At 40.6% G+C, this 21,394-nt stretch carries 17 protein-coding genes; 10 read left to right on the forward strand and 7 right to left on the reverse strand.

Features of this window, described 5'->3' with window-relative positions; translation table 11 throughout:
• Positions 1 to 57: 57 nt before the first annotated feature.
• Positions 58 to 2,886 (forward strand): excinuclease ABC subunit UvrA, encoded by a 2,829-nt coding sequence (gene uvrA / locus KO534_RS17135; RefSeq protein ID WP_215931360.1) that lies wholly within the window; start codon positions 58 to 60, stop codon positions 2,884 to 2,886.
• 12 nt (positions 2,887 to 2,898) lie between these two features.
• A complete protein-coding gene (locus tag KO534_RS17140; RefSeq protein WP_215931362.1) occupies positions 2,899 to 3,297 on the forward strand; it encodes an acyl-CoA thioesterase in 399 nt (132 codons plus the stop codon).
• Positions 3,298 to 3,335: 38 nt separating this feature from the next.
• Here the strand turns inward: KO534_RS17140 and KO534_RS17145 are convergent, their stop codons facing one another.
• The 4 genes from KO534_RS17145 to ppa all read right to left on the reverse strand — a co-directional run bounded on the left by KO534_RS17145 (position 3,336) and on the right by ppa (position 7,479).
• Positions 3,336 to 4,955: a methyl-accepting chemotaxis protein gene (locus tag KO534_RS17145; protein ID WP_215931364.1), complete on the reverse strand. Its 1,620-nt coding sequence runs from the start codon at positions 4,953 to 4,955 to the stop codon at positions 3,336 to 3,338.
• A gap of 160 nt (positions 4,956 to 5,115) precedes the next feature.
• Positions 5,116 to 5,589 carry a DUF3299 domain-containing protein gene (locus KO534_RS17150; protein WP_215931366.1) on the reverse strand — a complete coding sequence of 158 codons (474 nt, stop codon included), beginning with the start codon at positions 5,587 to 5,589 and terminating at the stop codon, positions 5,116 to 5,118.
• On the reverse strand, positions 5,586 to 6,749 hold the full coding sequence (locus KO534_RS17155) for an MFS transporter (RefSeq protein ID WP_215931517.1): 1,164 nt from the start codon (positions 6,747 to 6,749) through the stop codon (positions 5,586 to 5,588). Before KO534_RS17155 ends, KO534_RS17150 begins: the two co-directional genes overlap by 4 nt.
• A gap of 181 nt (positions 6,750 to 6,930) precedes the next feature.
• Positions 6,931 to 7,479 (reverse strand): inorganic diphosphatase, encoded by a 549-nt coding sequence (gene ppa, locus KO534_RS17160; RefSeq protein ID WP_215931368.1) that lies wholly within the window; start codon positions 7,477 to 7,479, stop codon positions 6,931 to 6,933.
• 318 nt (positions 7,480 to 7,797) lie between these two features.
• On the opposite strand from ppa, the gene KO534_RS17165 reads away from it, so the two are divergent.
• Positions 7,798 to 9,792, forward strand: coding sequence for a sodium-translocating pyrophosphatase (locus KO534_RS17165; protein WP_215931370.1), 1,995 nt, complete (start codon positions 7,798 to 7,800; stop codon positions 9,790 to 9,792).
• Positions 9,793 to 9,862: 70 nt separating this feature from the next.
• Here the strand turns inward: KO534_RS17165 and KO534_RS17170 are convergent, their stop codons facing one another.
• Entirely contained in the window at positions 9,863 to 10,831 is a 969-nt protein-coding gene (locus KO534_RS17170) for a class 1 fructose-bisphosphatase (protein ID WP_215931372.1), read from the reverse strand.
• 244 nt (positions 10,832 to 11,075) lie between these two features.
• On the opposite strand from KO534_RS17170, the gene mpl reads away from it, so the two are divergent.
• Genes mpl through KO534_RS17190 form a run of 4 tightly spaced genes read left to right on the forward strand, consistent with a single transcriptional unit; the run spans position 11,076 to position 16,176 of the window.
• Positions 11,076 to 12,425, forward strand: coding sequence for a UDP-N-acetylmuramate:L-alanyl-gamma-D-glutamyl-meso-diaminopimelate ligase (gene mpl / locus KO534_RS17175; RefSeq protein WP_215931374.1), 1,350 nt, complete (start codon positions 11,076 to 11,078; stop codon positions 12,423 to 12,425).
• A gap of 23 nt (positions 12,426 to 12,448) precedes the next feature.
• Positions 12,449 to 13,225 carry a S1/P1 nuclease gene (locus tag KO534_RS17180; protein ID WP_215931376.1) on the forward strand — a complete coding sequence of 259 codons (777 nt, stop codon included), beginning with the start codon at positions 12,449 to 12,451 and terminating at the stop codon, positions 13,223 to 13,225.
• Between the two features lie 14 nt (positions 13,226 to 13,239).
• Positions 13,240 to 15,150: an alkaline phosphatase family protein gene (locus KO534_RS17185; RefSeq protein ID WP_215931520.1), complete on the forward strand. Its 1,911-nt coding sequence runs from the start codon at positions 13,240 to 13,242 to the stop codon at positions 15,148 to 15,150.
• 39 nt (positions 15,151 to 15,189) lie between these two features.
• Positions 15,190 to 16,176 (forward strand): sugar phosphate isomerase/epimerase family protein, encoded by a 987-nt coding sequence (locus tag KO534_RS17190; RefSeq protein ID WP_215931378.1) that lies wholly within the window; start codon positions 15,190 to 15,192, stop codon positions 16,174 to 16,176.
• Between the two features lie 14 nt (positions 16,177 to 16,190).
• On the opposite strand, the gene hemE is transcribed toward KO534_RS17190, so the two are convergent.
• Together hemE and nudC are read right to left on the reverse strand one after the other, a co-directional pair.
• The gene (gene hemE, locus KO534_RS17195; protein WP_215931381.1) at positions 16,191 to 17,255 is read right to left on the reverse strand and encodes a uroporphyrinogen decarboxylase; all 1,065 of its coding nucleotides are present in this window, start codon (positions 17,253 to 17,255) and stop codon (positions 16,191 to 16,193) included.
• 270 nt (positions 17,256 to 17,525) lie between these two features.
• Positions 17,526 to 18,347: an NAD(+) diphosphatase gene (nudC, locus tag KO534_RS17200; RefSeq protein ID WP_215931383.1), complete on the reverse strand. Its 822-nt coding sequence runs from the start codon at positions 18,345 to 18,347 to the stop codon at positions 17,526 to 17,528.
• A gap of 621 nt (positions 18,348 to 18,968) precedes the next feature.
• Between nudC and KO534_RS17205 the strand changes: the two genes are divergently transcribed.
• The 3 genes from KO534_RS17205 (at position 18,969) to KO534_RS17215 (ending at position 21,324) form a co-directional block, all read left to right on the forward strand.
• Positions 18,969 to 19,433: a chemotaxis protein CheX gene (locus tag KO534_RS17205; protein WP_215931385.1), complete on the forward strand. Its 465-nt coding sequence runs from the start codon at positions 18,969 to 18,971 to the stop codon at positions 19,431 to 19,433.
• A gap of 15 nt (positions 19,434 to 19,448) precedes the next feature.
• Positions 19,449 to 19,868 carry a secondary thiamine-phosphate synthase enzyme YjbQ gene (locus tag KO534_RS17210; protein WP_215931387.1) on the forward strand — a complete coding sequence of 140 codons (420 nt, stop codon included), beginning with the start codon at positions 19,449 to 19,451 and terminating at the stop codon, positions 19,866 to 19,868.
• Between the two features lie 106 nt (positions 19,869 to 19,974).
• A complete protein-coding gene (locus tag KO534_RS17215; protein WP_215931389.1) occupies positions 19,975 to 21,324 on the forward strand; it encodes an OmpA family protein in 1,350 nt (449 codons plus the stop codon).
• Positions 21,325 to 21,394: the final 70 nt, after the last annotated feature.

Below are 21,394 nucleotides of genomic sequence, written 5' to 3' on the forward strand. Positions count from 1 at the left end.
AGAGCTAGTTTCAAGAGTATGTAATACTTCTTCTTTTGCATTTGATAAAAGTTAAAAATGGATAGAATTGAAGTACGCGGTGCTCGAACCCACAATCTAAAAAACATCAATCTAGATATTCCCAGAGACAAATTAACTGTTATCACAGGTTTGTCCGGTTCGGGTAAATCTTCCTTGGCTTTTGATACCTTGTATGCCGAAGGGCAAAGGCGTTATGTCGAGTCTTTATCGGCTTATGCTAGGCAGTTTTTGTCTATGATGGAAAAGCCTGATGTGGATCATATCGAAGGTTTATCACCCGCTATTTCGATCGAACAAAAATCCACTTCTCATAATCCCCGCTCTACAGTGGGAACCATTACAGAAATTTACGATTATTTGCGTTTGTTATATGCACGAGTTGGCGAGCCCCGTTGCCCTGATCATCATGTAGCGTTAGATGCACAAACAATTAGTCAAATGGTTGACCGCGTACTCGAGATGCCGGCTGATATTAAACTGATGTTGCTTGCCCCTGTTATTCAAGGCCGCAAAGGTGAGCATCTTAAAACTTTAGAAAACCTTGCGGCCCAAGGTTTTATTCGGGCGCGAATTGACGGTAACGTATGTGATTTGTCGGATCCTCCTGATTTAGATTTACATAAAAAACACACCATTGAAGTGGTGGTTGACCGCTTCAAGGTGCGCGAAGATCTAAAACTTCGTTTGGCAGAGTCATTTGAAACTGCCTTAAACTTGTCTGGGGGCACGGCTACAGTGGCCTTTATGGATGAGCCCGAAAAGGCAGAGTTGGTGTTTTCTTCTAATTTTGCCTGTCCACATTGTGGTTACAGTATGGCTGAATTGGAGCCTCGTTTATTTTCCTTTAACAACCCAGCCGGAGCTTGCCAAAGTTGCGACGGATTGGGCACTAGGCAGTTTTTTGATCCCCATCGTATTATTGCCAACGAAGAAATAAGCTTGTCTGGCGGAGCTATTAGAGGCTGGGATAAACGTAGTTATTATTATTTTCAGATGTTGCAAGCCGTGGCCGACCACTACAAGTTTGACTTGGCTGTGCCATTTTCAGAATTGGATGAAAAAGCCAAGGATATTGTGTTATACGGGAGCAAAGGCACGTCACTGAAGTTTAAATATATTAATGACCGTGGCGACATTATGGAGCGAAAACATCCATTTGAAGGAATTATTCCCAACATGGAGCGACGCTACAAAGAAACTGAGTCTAATGCTGTAAGGGACGAGCTTTCGAAATATCTCAGCCAACAACCTTGTTCTAGTTGTTCTGGTACTCGTTTGAGATTAGAAGCTAGAAACGTATTTGTAGGCGAAACACCACTCAATATTATTACCGATATGTCCATCGCCGAAGCGTTGGAGTTTTTCGCTAACCTTACGCTAACCGGCAAACGACTCAAAATTGCAGAAAAAATATTCAAAGAAATTAATGACAGATTGTCCTTTTTAGTCAATGTAGGCCTTAATTACCTGTCTCTGTCCCGCAGTGCCGATACATTGTCTGGCGGTGAGGCCCAAAGAATTAGGTTAGCCAGTCAAATAGGAGCTGGCTTAGTTGGCGTGATGTATGTACTCGATGAACCTTCAATTGGGTTGCATCAACGGGATAACGAGAGGTTGCTTGATACACTGATTCATTTGCGAGACTTAGGCAACACAGTCATTGTGGTTGAACACGACGAAGATGCTATCAGAACCGCCGACTTTGTTTTGGATATTGGCCCAGGTGCAGGCGTACACGGTGGTGAAATAGTCGCTCAAGGGACGATTGAAGATATTAAAAATAGTGAGCATTCGCTTACTGGTAAATACCTTTCTGGTAGAGAGAAAATTGCAGTCCCTGCTAAACGAACCGAAATCGACCAAGATAAGTGGGTGGAGTTGACGGGCGCCACTGGCAATAATCTTCAAGACGTCACTTTTAGAGCGCCTATAGGTTTAATGACCTGTGTTACAGGTGTGTCTGGTTCAGGCAAATCTACTTTGATAAACGATACCTTTTATCGAATTGCTCATAGAGAATTGAATGGTGCGACTACCGGAGAGCCAGCACCCTATAAAAGTATTTCTGGTATGGAGTTTATGGACAAGGTCGTGGATATTGACCAAAGCCCTATTGGCAGAACTCCACGATCCAATCCTGCTACTTACGCCGGAATTTTTACACCCGTACGTGAATTATTTGCCGGCACTCAAGAAGCTAGATCTCGAGGTTATAAACCAGGACGCTTTAGTTTTAATGTCAAAGGAGGGCGTTGTGAAGCCTGTCAAGGAGATGGGGTAATCAAAGTTGAGATGCACTTTTTACCAGATGTGTATGTGCCTTGTGATATATGCAAAGGCAAACGTTACAATCGAGAAACCTTGGAAATCCAGTACAAGGGCAAAAATATTCATCAAGTGTTAGATATGACTGTGGAAGAAGCCCGGCCTTTCTTTGATGTTATCCCTGCTATTGCCCGTAAGTTACAAACCTTGATGGACGTAGGTTTGTCTTATGTGCGTTTAGGGCAAGCGGCGACTACCTTATCCGGTGGAGAAGCGCAGCGTGTTAAGTTGGCTAAGGAGTTATCAAAGCGTGATACTGGACAAACATTGTATATCTTAGACGAACCTACCACTGGCTTGCATTTCCACGATATTAAACAGTTGTTGGAAGTGCTACATCGCTTACGTGATCACGGTAATACTGTTGTTGTAATTGAACATAATTTAGATGTGATAAAAACCGCAGATTGGGTAGTCGATCTTGGACCTGAAGGTGGAGCTGGTGGCGGTCAAATCGTGGCACAAGGTACTCCAGAAGATATTTGTAATACACAAATCTCACATACCGCGCGGTTCCTTAAACCTTTGCTGCAAAACTAAGGACCAAACAATATGTTTGTTGAAGAATTTAATGTACGTTTTTATGAGACCGATGCCCTAGCTCATGTGAGTAATACTGCTTTGGTGGGCTGGTTTGAAAGTGGACGCGATCCTATTTTTAAACTCTTTAATCCTGACCTGGATTTGCAAAACTGGCCACTAATTTTAGCGAGTTATAAAGTGGATTTTTTAGAGCAGATTTATTACGGTCACAAAGTACAAGTTAGAACTTACATTAGCCGCATTGGTACGAGTTCTTTTGATGTTTATCAAGAGTTATGGCAGAAGCAAATTAAATGTGCCACTGGTATAACAACATTAGTGCATTTTGATTTTAACACGAAACAGTCAGTCGCGATAAAAGACGAAATAAAAGCCACACTTTTGGCAAATTTTTATGCACTCGATTAAGCCATAAAAACCCGAATGTAGATTTTTATGGCGTAACTTTATACTTTAAATTGTTTAGCTATGCCTTCTAAATGTTGTGCTAGTTTAGCTAGCTCGGAACTTACCGATGCTAATTCTCTGGAACTGCTTGCTGTTTCTTCAGTGCGACTATGAATTTCATCAACACTGCTACTGATGGTTTTGGCTACGTTCTGCTGCTCGCCTGTAGACTGTGCTATTTGATCGTTCATGTTGGTGATACGACTAATAGTATCCGTAATAACCGATAAACTAGCACCAGCTTTATTTGCTGTTTCTACACTATTACTCGCCTGTTCTGTTCCTTTTGCCATAACACTTACTGCAGAACGTGCGGCGTTTTGAAGTTGTTCAATGGTTTCTTGAATTTGCTCAGTCGATTGTTGTGTTCTTGACGCTAAGGTACGTACCTCATCGGCTACTACTGCAAATCCGCGACCTTGCTCGCCAGCTCTAGCGGCTTCAATGGCTGCGTTAAGTGCTAACAGGTTGGTCTGTTCCGCAATGCCTTTAATGACATCAAGTACCACACCAACTTGGTTAGAATCAGCCTCTAATTTTCTGATAACTTCAGATGAATCTTCTACGTTGGCCGCCAACACTTGAATACTATGTACAGTGTCATTAACAACGGCTTGTCCATCGCTTGCAGCACTCGATGCATCACTGGCCGCGTTTGCTGCTTCGGCTGCGCTTTCGGCCACTGCGATCACGCTGTGCCTCATCGCGTCAACCGCATTTTTAGCTTGTCCTGCAGAGCGTTGTTGTACATCAATCGTTTTATTGGTGTCGTCTGTTAATTGATTTAAATTTTGTGCTAATTTTGATAAAGGCAATGAGGCATTAACAATGTCTTTAACCACTCCCTGAAGTTTTTCCATAAACTGATTAAACCAATGTACTAAATCACCAATTTCATCTTTATTTTTTGACTGGATCCTGACAGTCAGATCTCCATCTTCTTGGGCGATATCTTTTAGTGAATTGACCACTTGAACAATACTGCCTTTGATGCCATTGACAATTGGAATAGCCGTGGCAAATAACAAAATGATAGTTAATAATGCCATTACGCCACCAATGACAATAGTAGAGTGACCATTATCACTGGCTTCTTGTATATCGGTTTGAAACGCCTTAATTCGAGCCTCTTTAAAATTACTTAAGTTTGTAAAGGCATTGTCGTAGTTGTTATTCATGGTTGTGGATAATTCACCCAATTTTGAATAGTCCGCGGTACCATCTATCATGGATTTAGATACATCGAAAGCCAAGTTGTAGTAACTATTAAAGGATTGCAAAATGCTATTTATATCGGCACTTAGGTCGGGAGCAATTGACTTAATATTCTGTAGTAAATCTTGAGTTTCTTTGGCGTGGTTAAGGGCATTCTCTAAGGATTCTTCATCGCCCGTGGTAACGGCACTGCTTAGGGTTTCTTTGACCTTTTCCATTTTAACTAGCGCATTTTTGGTAACATCTAGAGCTGGATATTGTACTTCAATGACATTTTCTAATAAGTCGACATTTTTTAAAGCTGTGTAAGTAGTTATTCCTAAATATAATAAAAATCCTACCGTTCCAATAATTGGAATAAGAAACAATTTTTGTGCAATAGAGAGTTTCGCCAAAAAGTTCATCAAATCACCTTTCATCCATTTTTTTAATGTGTACAAGACTCTGCGTATAGAGTTTAACCGTTATCAAATATCAACTTATTCTAAATAACTCTAAAATCAGTATAGACAAAATATGCTTCAACAAAAGTTTCTTATGATTAGCTTCATTAGCAAAATTTTGTTATCCATCATAAGGACTTACGTTAATGCCTACCAGAGAATACCCTACGGTCGCAAGGTCACCTTCCCAGCCTCGAGTACTTAATGTACCTGTCACCCATACTGCATCGCTTAATTTGTCTATCGGCACGGCCTTAGAAAACTTCACATATACGATTTGGTTTGCTGGTGGTGGTGGCACATGAATACAGGCCCCGAAATAAGGCACCAACAAAAATTCACTAGTGTTTTTGTTGGTGCCCTCTAAAGGAACAACAAATCCCGGTATTTTTACCAATTTGCCATCGAGATTTTCGACTATGGGGGCATCAATCCCCAATTGCATCATGCTGCCGTCATGACCTAAAGGAGTGTCAGGGGCTTGATAATTGGGTGGTACCATATCTTCCCAATATAATTCTAGAGGCTCATTTGCAAATGTAGTTTGAATAAATAAAGCTAATATTAAGCAAGTAGCATGAACAATTTTAATCATGTGTTTTTGTTGGCCTGTATTTGATTTGCTCTAAAAAATGGATTTTTCACTACTTCATTACCTTGACTAGGGGTGTTCGGTATATTCAACGCTAACAACAAGGAACAAATGGCAAAACCTGCGCCGATATAGAACACTAAACTGGGTGAACTTAACCATACGATACCTAATAACGCTGGGATCACAACTGCTGCAATGTGATTGATAGTGAAACTGACACCAGCAGTGGAGGCAAAGTCTTTTTGGTCGGCGATCTTTTGGAAGTAAGTTTTCACAGCGATGGCCATCGCAAAAAATAGATGATCGATGATATATAAACCGGCAGCAATACGACCATCTGTCACTAACGCATAACTAATAAACACAATAAGTAATCCTAGATATTCAATTGTTAGTGCGCGGCGCTCTCCAATTTTACTAATCCATTTTCCGATTTTAGGTGCAAAAAGTAGATTGATAACATAGTTGATAATAAACAGTAGGCTAATATCACCAACAGAATAGCCGAATTTTTCAACCATCATAAAGGATGCAAATACCATAAATATTTGCCTTCTAGCGCCACTGAAAAAGACTAAGGCGTAATATAACCAATAACGCCTGCGCAAAAACATATGTTTATGTTGAGCTGTACCATGAGAGAAAGAGTCAAAATTTGCCCACATTAAACAAACAATTATTAGCCCAACTCCCCCAGCCAACATGTACATAGCGTTATACGAAATATCAAACCATTCCATCAATACCCATATTGACGCGTATGCCAACAAAGAAGCGAAGCTCTTAACCGCTAATTGTATACCCATAAAATGCGCCGTTTTGTCTTTGTGTATCCACTGTAATGTTAACGATTGATTGATGGTTTCGAAGTAGTGAAATCCAATCGACATAAGCACAGTAGTGCAATACAACCCTATTTCAAATGGTAACCACCCGGTGATCGCTACACCAATACACATTGCAGCCAGCGCAACTAACGCTAGGGTTTGTTCTTTTATAACTAATAATAAAAAGACAGCAGTAAAAGCTAAAAAACCGGGGACTTCTCGCAAGCTCTGCAATATACCAATTTCCGCACCGCTGAATTGAGCTTTTTCCACTACAAAATTGTTGAGTAATGCATTCCATACAGAAAATACCAGCGGCATTACGAAGGCCATCGCGAGCAATAGAAATTGTGGATTTTTGCGAATGTCAGATAATTGGGGCAAGGAATTAAAATGCAAAATAATGTGACCTAAAGTTTGCTGAGTTTTAATTGTCGCATAATAAATTTTATCCACACAAATAAAAAAGCCGACTAAAAAATCGGCTCAGTAACACTTTTATTTCCGGAGAAAATTAGAATGCTGGTTTTTCTTCGGATGCTTCGTACAACTTAACACTGTTGACTAATTCAGCTTTTGCTGCGGCTGCGTTTTCCCAACCTTCGATTTTTACCCATTTATTTGGCTCTAGGTCTTTGTAATGTTCAAAGAAATGCTGAATTTGGTGTTTAGTTAACTCTGGAATTTGATCGATATCAGTAACGCCCCGATAAATTGTTGATAACTTATCAGCTGGTACCGCTAGAATTTTTGCATCTATGCCTGATTCGTCTGTCATCTTTAATACGCCTACTGGACGACAACGAATAACCGAGCCCGCTAATAATGGGAAAGGAGTTAACACTAATACATCAGCTGGATCACCATCTTCAGACAAAGTATGTGGAACATAACCATAGTTAGTAGGATAGTGCATACAAGTTGCCATAAAGCGGTCAACAAAGATGGCACCTGAATCTTTGTCTACTTCATATTTGACTGGATCAGAGTGGGCAGGGATTTCGATGATTACATTGATTTCTTCTGGTAAATTTTTACCAGCGGGTACAGCGTTAAGGCTCATAGTATTACCTAAAGTGATTGAATTTTAATGGCCAAGATTATAGTGCCTACAGGTACAAGAAGAAACTCATCAAAGTGATTAAAATGCAGTCTAAGTACAATTAATGATTAAAACTTGAACTAAAGGTAAACATATCGTTATATTTGTTAATTAAGTGTAAATAAAACAATAAAATAGCCATTTACTCATGAATGATGTAGGCAATGAGGGATTGGCGTGAAAGTATCGCAAAGTAAAATCGGTTTGGTGGTTTGCTAAGAGCGTTTAACCAAAAACGGCTTGCTTTGTATCATAGCTACATTAACTCTGGGAACTTTTATGACTGAATTATTCTACATGCCACCCGTTCTAGGAATTGCTGGTTTAATCTGTGCCTTTATTATTTATCTGATGATTAAAAAATCACCGGTCTCAGATCCTGCTATATCTAAAATAGGTGATGCTATTCATTCCGGTGCCATGGTGTTTATGCATCGCGAGTATAAAATGTTATTTCTTTTTGCCCTAGTGGTGGGTATTGCTTTGTATTTTTCTTTAGGGCAATACACCACTATCGCTTTTGTTGCGGGCGCGGTGTGTTCTGCCTTTGCAGGTTATATGGGCATGTTTACTGCGACTAAAGCGAATGTGCGTACCACTCAGGCAGCTCATGATAAAGGGCCAGCGGCAGCGCTTACAATTGCTTTTATGGGTGGCTCTGTCATGGGGTTGTGTGTTGCCGCTATGGGGCTTTTAGGTTTAGGTTCACTTTATTGGTTTTTCGGTGGTGACCCAAGCACTGCCCACGTGATCCATGGGTTTGGAATGGGAGCCTCTATAGTCGCGTTGTTTTCTCGCGTAGGTGGAGGAATTTTCACTAAAAGCGCTGATGTGGGGGCTGACTTAGTGGGTAAAATTGAAGCCGGTGTTCCTGAAGACGACCCGCGAAACCCTGGTGTTATTGCAGATAATGTAGGGGATAATGTGGGTGATGTTGCTGGCATGGGGTCGGATATATTTGAATCATATTGTGGTTCTATGATTGCCACAATAGCTATTGCTTCTACTATGGCTTTAGGTGTTTTAGGTAGCAGAGAGTCCTTAATGTTTTTGCCTTTAGTTTTGGCGTCTACTGGTTTGTTATGTTCAGTTGCAGGCATTGTTTTAGTTAAATTTTTATCCGCTAGTAAACCAGAAGTGGCTTTGCGCGCTGGTACTATGTCAGCGGCGGTCATATTTATTATTGCGGCGTACTTTGTGGTTGCTGAGCTGGGAGTGAATGACCATGTATGGTGGGCAGTCGTTGCTGGCGCGGTTGGTGGTATTATTATTGGTCTCGTAACTGAATACTACACCGCATCCACACCGGTACGTAAAATAGCTGAAGCCGGCGAAACCGGCTCGGCTACGGTAATGATTACGGGGTTGGCTGTCGGTATGCAATCAGTGGTGATTCCCGTACTAACTATCTGTGCGATTATTTTTGCGTCAACTCAATTAGCGGGTTTATACGGTGTGGGTATTGCTGCAGTTGGTATGTTAGCGACTGTAGGTATCACTATGGCTATCGATGCTTATGGTCCAGTGGCTGACAACGCGGGCGGAATAGCTGAAATGGCAGGGTTAGGAAAGGAAACTCGCGATATTACCGATTCGTTAGATGAATTGGGTAATACCACTGCAGCTATTGGTAAAGGTTTCGCTATTGGCGCAGCGGCCCTCGCTGCGCTTGCTATTATTGCGGCTTTTATAGAAACCTTGGTGAATAAATACCCTGATTTTACCCTTAATTTGGGTAACCCCATGGTATTGATAGGTCTCTTTATTGGCGGATTATTACCCTTTCTAATCGCCTCAATCACAATGACTGCGGTTGGGGATGCAGCATTTGAAATGATCCATGAGATTCGTCGCCAGTTCAGAGAAATCGACGGTTTGATGGAAGGTACAGCCGAGCCTGATAATGCACGTTGTGTTGATATTGCTACGCAAGCAGCGTTGAAAAAAATGATATTGCCGGGGGTAATAGCAGTCGGCGTGCCTCCACTGGTTGGATTTGGCTTAGGTGCTTATGCGTTAGGCGGAATGTTAGGTGGTGCACTATTAGGTTGTGTGTTACTTGCGTTAATGATGGCCAATGCTGGTGGTGCTTGGGACAATGCTAAAAAGTATGTGGAAAAAGGTAACCTAGGTGGTAAAGGTTCTGATACTCATGCCGCAGTAGTAGTGGGAGATACTGTGGGCGACCCATTTAAAGATACATCAGGCCCATCGATGAATATCCTTATTAATGTAATGGCTATAGTGAGTTTGGTCATCGCCCCGTTATTATAATAAAAATAATAACCGGAAACGTAAAACGCCTCATCTGAGGCGTTTTACGTTTATTTATGATTATTAAAGTTTATTTGTTGTAGCTTAAACATGCCTCAACTTCATCCTTTGAGCCAATTAAAACAGGGACACGTTGATGAATTTCAGTCGGCATGACTTCCATGATTCGCCCTGAACCGGTCTCAGCTAAACCTCCAGCTTGCTCCACGAGGAAGGCCATAGGATTGGCTTCATATAACAAACGTAATTTACCCGCTTTACTGGGATCACGCTTGTCGTAGGGATACATAAAAATGCCACCTCGGCATAAAACTCTGTGGATATCTCCTACCATTGCAGCGACCCAACGCATGTTGTAGTCCTTCTCTCTAGGACCTTCAGTTCCAGCTAACAAATCGCTAACATAGTCTTGAATTGGTCCTTCCCAATGACGTTGATTGGATGCGTTAATTGAGAACTCTGATGTTTGCTCTGGCACTTTGACGTTAGGAGTCGTTAATAAGAAGCCGCCATGGGTTTTATCTAAGGTATATAGGTGTGTACCTCGACCTGTAGTTAAAGCGAGCATTGCTGATGGGCCGTATAATACGTAACCAGCTGCAACTATTTGTGTACCTGGTTGTAAAAAGGCTGATGGGTCATCAGGATCCATCCATTGCGGGGCATGGGTAATTGAAAAAATCGTACCGATAAGGCTATTAATATCGGTGTTGGATGAACCATCAAGGGGATCAAAGCTAACTAAGTAATTACCATTTGGATTGCAGGGTACGACTTCGTCTTCTTCTTCAGAAGAGATAGCTTTAACGTAACCAGACTCACTAAGAATATCTTTGAGAATTTGATTAGAAATAATATCTAACTTCTTTTGGGTTTCACCTTGAACATTTTCACTGAGTGTTGATCCTAATACACCAGCCAATGCCCCTTGACTGACCCTAAATGAAATTTCTTTGCAGCCTGCTAATAATGTTCTTAGTAGCAGTATTAGCTCCATAGGAGCGCCATCTTCTTGAAGTTGCGAGTTAAGTCTTTTCATTACGTGTAAATACCTTTTAGTTGTAGGGTGATGCAGCTAGATTGTTATTATTGTTAATACTGCTTCAATAATTATACCCACAAAAACCTATAAACTCAGTAACCTAAACGTATTCTTTATAACCAATACCGATACGTCACCAAAACCTAGCTGCAGCAACAATGTAAAATTTTTACATTGTTAATTGGGTTACGGATATTTGTTCTGGTAATCTACTCCCCTTAGACTTTTTAAATGGCAATCTATGCATCTACATATTTTAGGTATCTGTGGCACTTTTATGGGGGGAATTGCCGCTATTGCAAAAGAGTTAGGGCACAAAGTGACGGGTTCTGACGCTAATGTCTATCCGCCTATGAGCACACAGTTAGAGTCTTTAGGTATTGAGTTATTTGAAGGTTACGACACAAAACAATTTAAAAATGAACCGGATATAGTGGTAATAGGTAACGCGCTGTCTCGGGGTAATGAGGCCGTGGAGTATGTCTTAGAAAGAAACTTGCCTTACACCAGTGGCCCACAGTGGTTGCTAGAAAACGTACTCAAAGACCGTTGGGTAATAGCCGTTTCTGGTACCCATGGAAAAACCAGTACCTCTAGTATGGTGGCTTGGATATTAGAATACGCAGGGCTCAAACCTGGGTTCTTAATTGGTGGTATTCCACAAAACTTTGATGTTTCGGCGCGTTTGGGCGAAACCCCATTTTTTGTGATTGAAGCGGATGAATACGACAGTGCGTTTTTTGATAAACGTTCCAAATTTGTTCACTATCGCCCCCGTACATTAGTCATGAATAACCTTGAATTCGATCATGCAGATATTTTTTCAGACTTAGGTGATATCCAAAAGCAATTTAACCATTTGTTACGAATGGTACCCAATAACGGACTGGTCCTTTTACCGAAATCAGATAATAACTTACGTAAAGTGTTAGATATGGGATGTTGGACTCCAGTGCAATATACTGGCGGTGATTGGCAGGTACAAAATAATAATCCCGAATGCAGTGAATTTGATGTGTTGTTTAAAGGGCAAGATCAAGGAAAAGTGCATTGGGATTTAATGGGCGAACATAATCTCAATAACGGCTTGATGGCCATTGCCGCTGCTAAACATTGCGGTGTTAAAAGTGAACTGGCAGTCGCGGCTTTAGGTCAATTTGTCAATGTAAAACGCCGTATGGAAGTTAAAGCTAAGGTCAATGACATTACAATATATGATGACTTTGCCCATCATCCTACTGCCATTGCTTTCACTATCGACGGACTAAGGTCAAAAGTGGGAGACGGGCGTATTTTAGCTGTTTTGGAACCTCGCTCGAACACCATGAAAATGGGGATTCACAAAGATACACTTGCTGGGTCATGGTCAAAAGCTAATCAGGTGTTTATTCTTGAGCCTGCTAATTTAAGCTGGTCGATGGATGCTCTGCTGGCGCAGAGTGACGTCACCGCAATGTTATATAAAGACTTGCAACTGTTGGTCAAATCTATTGTTTCTTATGCTAAACCCGGAGATCACATTCTGGTAATGAGTAATGGTAGTTTTGGTGGTATCCATGATTTGTTAAAAGAACAATTAGCAACAATATAATTAATAAATACAAGAGCGTTAGCATGAAGTTTAAAAAATTAGTAATAGGTACCATTGCCGCGGCGATGAGTTTTCAAGCGTTAAGTTGGGGCCAAGTTGGTCATAGGGTAACCGGCGCAATAGCAGAGCAATATTTAACACCACAAGCACAACTAGCGATTAAGCAGTTGTTAGTGAATGAAGATCTAGCAGAAGCTTCGACTTATGCTGACGAAATGCGTGCTGACCCTAGTGAATTTTGGCAAAAAACAGCCAGCCCTTGGCACTATGTAGACGTGTATGATGGGAAAAAGTATTCAGATGTTGCCCCTCCGCCTGAAGGTAATGCGGTAACCGCATTGGAATTGTTTACAAAGCAACTAAAAAGTAAACAAACTAGCCTCGCAAAAAAACAGCTCGCCTTGAGGTTTATCGTGCATATTATTGGGGATTTACACCAACCTTTTCACGCAGGAAACGGACTCGATAGAGGCGGCAATGATGTAAAATTGAAATTCTTTTGGGAAGAGTCTAATTTACATCGAGTCTGGGATTCAGGTTTAATTGATAGGCAACAATTGTCTTATACAGAATGGTCGAACATATTGAGCCGTAAAATTACAAAAAAACAAGCGCAAAATTGGAAGGAACTGGATCCTAAGGTGTGGGTAGCTGAAAGTGCCAAGTTACGAGCTAATCTTTATCCAGACCAAGACGAGTTGTCTTGGGATTATCAATTTCAAAATTTGCCTATTGTGAAGCAACGCTTACAAATGGCCGGCGTTCGAATCGCAGCCTATCTCAATTCTGTGTTTGAATAACCACGCGTTCAAGTATTTTGTCTAAAATTACCGCTGCGTTATTGCCAAAAATACTCGCCGGCCCTATTGTTCGGCGAGCTAATGCTAATCAAGTTTGTTTTTGGCTGATAACTAGTCAAGCATTCGATTTTTCAGTGACCTTGTTCAATCACAAAGAGCAAAGAACTTGGTTTGATGCTCGGCTAAATGCGCAACAGTTGAGTCAAGTGCAAGTGGGTACTCACGCTTTTGTGAATTTAATCACCCTCGAACCGAATACTGAAATTCCATGTGGCAGTAGAGTAAGTTATGACATCAGCTTACAAGATCAGTATGGAGCCAGTAGTTTTTTATGCGAGTTGCTGCCCTCTTTGCTTTACTCAGGTGAGGCGTATCCTAGCTTTTTGGTCCGCAGACAAATCGGGCATATGTTGCATGGCTCTTGTCGTAAACCTCATCATGAAAGTGGAGATGGTTTAGTCATTGTCGACCAACAAATAGAAAAAGGTGTCACCGGACAAAGTGAGTTGCCAGACTTATTAATGATGTCCGGAGATCAGGTTTATACCGATGACGTTGCGGGGCCAACACTACTTGTTATTGAGCAAACAATAGACCTTTTGGGGCTTTTTCACGAAGAGCTTGAAGGTGCAACGATTAAAAACAGCCAAGAGTTATTTAAACACCCCAATTGTTTTTATCAACGGCCAGAACTATTACCTGACGACCCTAGTACTGAGAATACTTATAGCCAGTTTTTTGCTGCCAAACGCAAACCTATTTTTACTTCGGTCAATGCGAGTAACCACTTAATTTCTTTTGCTGAAGTTATGGCTATGTATATTCTTACTTGGTCCCCAGAAATGTGGCAATTGACAAAGATCAGTGACACATCAATCCCTGAACCCTTTAAACAAAAGTTTAGAGAAGAACAAGCCATAATCGAACACTTCGTTGCTGGATTAGATAAAGTCAGACGTGCCTTGGCTCATGTGCGGGTATATATGATTTTTGATGACCATGATATTACCGATGATTGGAATTTAACCCGAGGCTGGGAAGAGGCGGTATACGGTAATTTATTTGCGAAACGTATAGTCGGCAACGCGCTATTAGGGTATTGGTTGTGTCAAGGATGGGGCAATGATCCTACAAAACTGCAGCCCTTATTTGAGTCTTGTAGAGAATATTTTACTGAAAGTGGCATCCAACATCATGACAAACTTGTGCACATCATGCTTGAATGGGAACAATGGCATTATTGCTTGCAAACCTCTCCGAAATTGGTGGTATTAGATACACGCACTCAACGTTGGCGTTCAGAGTCTAGTTTAAGCAAACCATCTGGACTGATGGATTGGGAAGCCCTTTGCGAATTACAGCAGGAACTAATTGGTCAAGAATCTGTGATTATGGTATCTGCAGCACCAATTTTTGGTGTGAAACTCATTGAAACTATACAGCGTATTTTTACCTTTTTTGGCAAGGCACTAACTGTTGACGCTGAAAACTGGATGGCTCACAAAGGCACCGCTAGTGTGATGCTAAATATTTTTCGTAATCGCAAAACACCTCCTAATTTTGTGATTCTGTCGGGTGATGTGCATTATTCTTTTGTGTATGACGTAACCTTAAGATTCAGAAATAACAGTCCCAATATTACGCAAATCACCAGTAGCGGAATCAAAAATGAATTCCCGGATAAGTTGCTAAAGTGGTTCGACAAACTTAACCGTATTTTATACAGCAAATATTCGCCTCTTAATTGGTTTACACAGAGGCGTAATATGTTGGTTAGGCATCGCAAACCCAATGGCCATAAATTAACGACACTATCAAATGGCGCCGGTATAGGTTTACTTAAAATGGATCAAGCCTGCAGTAAAGTTGAGGCTCAGCAGCTTTGTGCTTCAGGTGAGGTAGTCACTTTTACTAAGCAAGAGTAGGCTTATTACCTAGTTCTATTCGAAATTAAAGGGCAGTTGATGAACCGCAGAAACTTTGTAAAAACAGCGTCTTCGCTGGTGGCTATGTCCGTTATGCCGCCTTTGTATGCTTCTCCACAAAAAGCTAACAGATTGTTTGATATAGCCTTAAGCCAATGGTCTTTTCATCGGGCTATTTTTGGTGATGGTCGTGATAATTATGAGTGGTTTATCAAAACATTACATTCAAATCCAGATGCAGTTTTAAAGGGGGATATGGATCCCCGAGACATTGTCATTATCGCTAGGAAGTTAGGCGTCGAAATGGTGGATTTAGCCAATGTACTTTGGTTTGGGCATGCGCAAGATAAACCTTGGCTTAGAAAATTTAAGGCAATGTCCAATGACCAAGATGTTGGCTTTACTTGTTTAATGTGTGACGAATTAGGTTATTTGGGAAGTTCATCAAAAAGTAAACGGGCCTTGGCAATAGAAAAACACAAACCTTGGATAGACGCTGCAACTGAGTTGGGGTGTTCACAACTTAGAGTCAATGCCTATGGAGATGGGACATACCTTGAACAGCTTGAACAAAACGCTGAAAGTTTGACTGAACTGGCGGCTTATACTCAACAGCTAGGTTTGGAATTATTGGTTGAAAATCATGGCCACCCTTCTAGCAACGGTGCTTGGTTGGCGATGTTAATGGAAAAAGTAGACCATCCTAATTTAGGTGTTTACGCTGATTTAGATAATTTTTTTATGGGCGGCTGGAATCACTCACCACAGAGACGTTATGACACTATTCAGGGGTTGGAAGATCTGGCGCCCTATACTCGGGGTGTCAGTGCCAAAACATATGGTTTTGAATCCAATGGTCAAGAGTCAAAAATCAATTATTTGCAATGTATGAAAATTCTCACCGACTCTGGGTTCACTGGATATGCATGTGCAGAATTTGAAGGTGAAGGGATGAGCGAAATGGCCGGCAGTATTGCGACCATTTCTTTACTGAAGAAAACTAGAGATATGCTTTCAAAAGTATAGCGTGCTCGTTTTTGTTATTGATGAAAAGGTTTACTTAATTTGTGAACCGCATCAATGAATATTTTGGCGTTCTCTGGTGGTACATCTAAGTGAATGCCATGGCCGAGGTTAAACACATGGCCATTACCTTTACCAAAACCGTCCAAAATTAGCTGCACTTCTTGTTCAATACGAGTGGCTGGTGCATATAACATAGAAGGGTCCATGTTACCCTGCAGCGCAACTTTGTCGCCAATACGTGCCTTGGCATCGGCCATATCAACCGTCCAGTCCAATCCAACCGCATCGCAACCTGTTGCCGCAATGGATTCTAACCATAACCCGGCATTTTTGGTGAACAAAGTAACAGGCACTTTTCGCCCATCATTTTCCCGTGTTAGGCCATCTACAATTTTATGCATATATTGTAGAGAAAACTCTTGATAGTCACGGCCAGAAAGTACGCCGCCCCAAGTGTCAAATACCATCACCGATTGAGCTCCGGCTGCAATCTGTGCATTAAGATACAAAATTACTGAATCAGCTAACTTATCCAGTAATAAATGCAGAGCTTGTGGATCACTAAAGGCCATTTTTTTGATTTTAGTGAAAGCTTTACTAGAACCACCTTCGATCATGTATGTAGCTAGTGTCCATGGGCTGCCGGAAAAACCAATTAATGGCACACTACCTTGCAGATTTTTGCGAATAGTGCGAACCGCATTCATTACATAACCCAGTTCGACTTCAGGATCTAACAGGGGTAATTTTTGAATATCAGCCATACAAGTCAAAGGATTTTGAAATTTTGGACCTTCACCAGTCTCAAAATATAGACCTAACCCCATGGCGTCTGGAATAGTTAAAATATCGGAGAATAAGATGGCGGCATCTAAGTCAAATCTACGTAACGGTTGAAGCGTTACCTCGCAGGCTAACTCGGCGTTTTTACATAGCGACATAAAATCGCCGGCTTGTGCTCTGGTGGCTTTATACTCTGGCAAATACCGACCTGCTTGGCGCATCATCCATACTGGTGTTGTGTCGACTGGTTGGCGGAGTAATGCTCGTAAATATCGGTCGTTCTGCAATGGCTGCATTGATTTCCTCAAACTGGAATGATTTACCTAAAATTTGGGTGATAGGCTTAAAGGGCTGTATTGTAGCGATTTTAGCCGCTGAAAAAAGGATAAACTGGACTATATTTAACAAAAACTTGCAATCACAGAGATTTGTCTGCTATAACACTGATGCGAAAGCAAACATAAAGCAAGAAGCTCGTTAACGAGACCAAGACGCTAAAATATTTAAACCCCACTTATGTGGGGTTTTTTATGTCTTGCGATAACTCTATCTCCAGTATTAAATCGTTATGCTTGATGTTGTTTAATTTCTTCAATAGTTTTTTGAATAAGTTGTCCCGCAATGGACAATTTGGGTGGGATATTGGGGAGTTCATCTGGGTCAAACCAGTGAGCCTCTAGAATTTCTTTACCATCTACTTTTATTTCCCCTGATTCGAAGTCAGCCAAAAAACCCACCATTAACGAATGAGGAAAAGGCCAAGGTTGGCTTGAAAAATAACGTAAATTTTTAACCTTAATACCAACTTCTTCAAATACTTCTCTGTGCACCGCTTGTTCGAGTTGTTCGCCACTTTCTACAAAGCCGGCTAAAGTTGAAAACATTTGTCGAGAACGTTGCGGTTTGCCTTGAGCTAGTAATATTTTGCCGTTATTACGAATAGATACAATTATGCAAGGCGAAATTCTTGGGTAACAGCGATGATGACAGCGTGAACACTGCATTGCCATTTCCCAATCAATTTGTTGCATCGTGCTACCACATTGTCCACAAAATCTATGAGTACGCATAAATAATGCAATTTGCCATGCTCGTGAAGCTACGCCAAAAAAGCTTGTTTGATTTTGCATTATCAATGCGCGCATACTGATTAGCGATAGCTCATCCTGCTCGATATGCTCATTACCCATATCGATTAAGAAACAAGGTAAATCATCATGACTGCCTATTTTGACGATTTGATCTTGGTAGGCATGGGCAAAGCTGAGTTTTTCCCAAGTGTCTATTATTAACCCTGAATTTTCGGTGAATTGAAAAATTTTTTCTCCGCTAAAAATTAACCAAATGGCTTTCGTATCCGCTTTTACCTGTATACCTTGTTCAATCATATAAATACCAAAATCACTCATTTTTCATAAGTTAACATAGTAAAACAGCTCGCTGAAATATACTTTTAAAATTGAATCGCTATTTATAGACCCGCTCAATTTGCTCATTGTTAACAAACAATAAAGGTTTAAAATACGCAACACATTAGAATTAGTGTTATTATCTAACGGTTTGTTTTGAAGGAATAAATACGAATTATATTGGCGAGTATTTAATTGATACTCGGATGTATAATGGGTGACAGTTTTGGGAAGCAAGGTTGCTAGGTCTACCTTGTTTGGGGGAAATTATGTGCTATTGCTTGAGTAACAACGATCGATAGTCGCTTAAGAATTCTTGATTGCACTCAAACTAACAGTATCTAGCGCGAAGCAAGCTATATTTATAGAACTTTAGATTTTCTCTTATAGATTGTTTTAATACCTAAAATTGAAATGACTAGTGCATTTTTATTTTCTATCACCATCACGATTGCAAACACCCTGATTAATTTTTGATTCCAGTGGTGATTTAAAAGTAACCCAATCAGTAGGTTATGACGTAATAAGCTAAATAATTAAAGCTCTTGGAACTTGTGAAGTTTGTCAATGAGCATACCTTAAGAAGGAAAAGTTAATCTAATGAATGCTGAGTTTATTAACCCTTTTATTGCCGCTTTACTGAATGTGATGAAAACCATGGCACAAATTCAGCTAGTACCAGGTAAACCTAAAAAGAAAAGTGATAATCAAGCCAGAGGAGACATATCTGGTCTGATTGGTATGGTGGGTGAAAATATTCAAGGCTCAATGTCAATTTCCTTAGACGAAGGACTAGTATTAGAAATAATGCAGAAAATGTTGGGAGAAAAGCCTGATAGTTTAGATTCGGACGTACAAGATATGGTGGGTGAAATTACTAACATGATTTGCGGTGGAGCCAAAAATGAACTTGGGGAGAAAGGTTATGATTTTGGTATGGCTACACCAATAGTTGTTTCAGGTGTCAATCATTCGATTAAACACCAAGTTGATGGGAAAAAAATGGTTATGCCGTTTTCTCACGAGTCTGGGAAGCTATATTTAGAAATGTGCTTTAATAAGTAATAGGTCTACAGAGATATGTGGTTGCAACAATCTATTATTTTATCCCCTAAGACCAGAGGATATCACTTAGTCACAGAAGAAGTCAGCGCGCAGCTAGAAGGCTTAAAAAACGTTAAAAAGGGGTTGCTGCACTTATTTATCCAACATACCAGTGCTAGTATAACGATTAATGAGAATGCCGACCCTACAGTACGCCAAGATTTAGAAACGCATATCAATAAGATGGTGCCCGATAATATGGCGTATTACGTGCATAACTATGAAGGTGCAGATGATATGCCTGCTCATATTAAAGCTAGCCTAATGGGTAACAGTTTGACTATTCCCATTGTCGATGGAGTATTAGGTTTGGGGACATGGCAAGGAATAATATTAGGAGAACATCGAGTACGAGCCGCAAATCGTCGCTTAATTGCGACTATTTGTGGGGAATGATCGTCTAATTATAATAAAGTAGTTGCGATAAAGGTATACATCTATATATGATCCTGTAAATAGTGTGCCAATTAAATTTGAAATGAACAATAAGGGACAAGTTAAGATGAAAAAATTATTAGTTGTAAGTGCAATAACTGCTGCGTTAAGTACGGGTGTATTTGCACAAGAGCAGCCAAAAGAAAACGACAAATGGGTTGCTGGGTTCGGCGAATTTTATTCGGGCAATGATGATAGCCCAGATTTCCTAGGAGACGGTTTTGGAGTAGGTGGTGAATTTGGTTTTAAATTTACTCCAGAGTGGGCAGTTAGGATTGAAGCATCTTACTTAGAACTTGACGTATCCAATGAGTTCCTTGACGACGACGGTACTCGCGTAGGTGTTGACCTTTTATACTTCTTCCCAGATAGCAATGATTTTTATCTTTTTGGTGGTCTTAAAAGAACACAAATTGCTGATAATGATTCAATGGTGAATATTGGTTTAGGTAAACACTGGAGTTTAGGTGAAAGCTGGGATTTAGGACAGCATTGGGATACAGCTAAGGACTGGGATTTAGGTAATCGCCTTAAAGTAATTACTGAAGTGGCTGCGTATCAAACTATCGCTAGTGGTAGTAGTGAAACCAGTGACAATGGTGATAAACACTTAAGCTTTAAATTAGGTTTAGCCTACGCTTTCGGTGGCTCAACTACTCCTTCAATGCCTAAAGACAGTGACAATGATGGTGTCGTTGATAGCCAAGACCAGTGTGCAAATACTCCAGCAGGTATTGCAGTAGATAGTATGGGTTGTGTTTTGGATCTAGATGGCGACGGTGTTATTAACCGTTTAGACAACTGTCCAGAAACACCAGCTGGCACTGTGGTAGATAGCTACGGTTGTAAAAACGACCTTGATGATGATGGTATTCCAAATAACATAGATATGTGCCCAAATACTGCACCTGGTACACAGGTTGGTGCTAAAGGCTGTAGTTTAGTATTAGATACTGACCAAGATGGCGTATTAGATGATGTTGATAATTGTGCTGATACACCTCTAACGGATAAAGTTGACGCTAAAGGGTGTAGCGTATTTACTGAAGAAGAAGTGTCTATCAATGTAAAAGTATTGTTCGCTAATAATAGCTCAGTTATTGGAAACTCAAGTGCTGCTCAGTTCCAAGAAGTTGCAGATTTCATGAACCGTTATCCTGCAACCGACGCAGTGATTGAAGGTCATGCTTCAGCTCCAGGTTCTGACGATTACAACCTAATGTTATCTCAAAAGCGTGCAAATGCAGTGAGAACTCTATTAATCCAGAAGTATGGTATTAATTCAGAGCGCTTAACCGCTATCGGTTTTGGTGAAACTCAGTTGTTAGATACGGCAAACACGGCTAAAGCAAATCAAGTTAACCGTCGTATTGTAGTGAAAGTATCGACTAGTACTAGAGTTAAAGTACAAAGATAACCCTAGTTGTTTAAAAAAAAGAGATGCAATTGCATCTCTTTTTTTTACTTTTAATTTAGTGATTTAGCTC

The organism is Paraglaciecola arctica (genome assembly GCF_018861065.1).
GTDB classification, from domain to species: Bacteria; Pseudomonadota; Gammaproteobacteria; order Enterobacterales; family Alteromonadaceae; genus Paraglaciecola; species Paraglaciecola arctica_B.

Coding starts and splice junctions, on each gene's coding strand:
- hemE (WP_215931381.1), bottom strand. CDS start 17,255: ATGCAGCCATTGCAGAACGACCGATATTTACGAGCATTACTCCGCCAA.
- mpl (WP_215931374.1), top strand. CDS start 11,076: ATGCATCTACATATTTTAGGTATCTGTGGCACTTTTATGGGGGGAATT.
- KO534_RS17190 (WP_215931378.1), top strand. CDS start 15,190: ATGAACCGCAGAAACTTTGTAAAAACAGCGTCTTCGCTGGTGGCTATG.
- KO534_RS17180 (WP_215931376.1), top strand. CDS start 12,449: ATGAAGTTTAAAAAATTAGTAATAGGTACCATTGCCGCGGCGATGAGT.
- ppa (WP_215931368.1), bottom strand. CDS start 7,479: ATGAGCCTTAACGCTGTACCCGCTGGTAAAAATTTACCAGAAGAAATC.
- KO534_RS17215 (WP_215931389.1), top strand. CDS start 19,975: ATGAAAAAATTATTAGTTGTAAGTGCAATAACTGCTGCGTTAAGTACG.
- KO534_RS17145 (WP_215931364.1), bottom strand. CDS start 4,955: ATGAACTTTTTGGCGAAACTCTCTATTGCACAAAAATTGTTTCTTATT.
- KO534_RS17165 (WP_215931370.1), top strand. CDS start 7,798: ATGACTGAATTATTCTACATGCCACCCGTTCTAGGAATTGCTGGTTTA.
- uvrA (WP_215931360.1), top strand. CDS start 58: ATGGATAGAATTGAAGTACGCGGTGCTCGAACCCACAATCTAAAAAAC.
- KO534_RS17170 (WP_215931372.1), bottom strand. CDS start 10,831: ATGAAAAGACTTAACTCGCAACTTCAAGAAGATGGCGCTCCTATGGAG.
- KO534_RS17155 (WP_215931517.1), bottom strand. CDS start 6,749: ATGGCCTTCGTAATGCCGCTGGTATTTTCTGTATGGAATGCATTACTC.
- nudC (WP_215931383.1), bottom strand. CDS start 18,347: ATGATTGAACAAGGTATACAGGTAAAAGCGGATACGAAAGCCATTTGG.
- KO534_RS17150 (WP_215931366.1), bottom strand. CDS start 5,589: ATGATTAAAATTGTTCATGCTACTTGCTTAATATTAGCTTTATTTATT.
- KO534_RS17210 (WP_215931387.1), top strand. CDS start 19,449: ATGTGGTTGCAACAATCTATTATTTTATCCCCTAAGACCAGAGGATAT.
- KO534_RS17205 (WP_215931385.1), top strand. CDS start 18,969: ATGAATGCTGAGTTTATTAACCCTTTTATTGCCGCTTTACTGAATGTG.
- KO534_RS17140 (WP_215931362.1), top strand. CDS start 2,899: ATGTTTGTTGAAGAATTTAATGTACGTTTTTATGAGACCGATGCCCTA.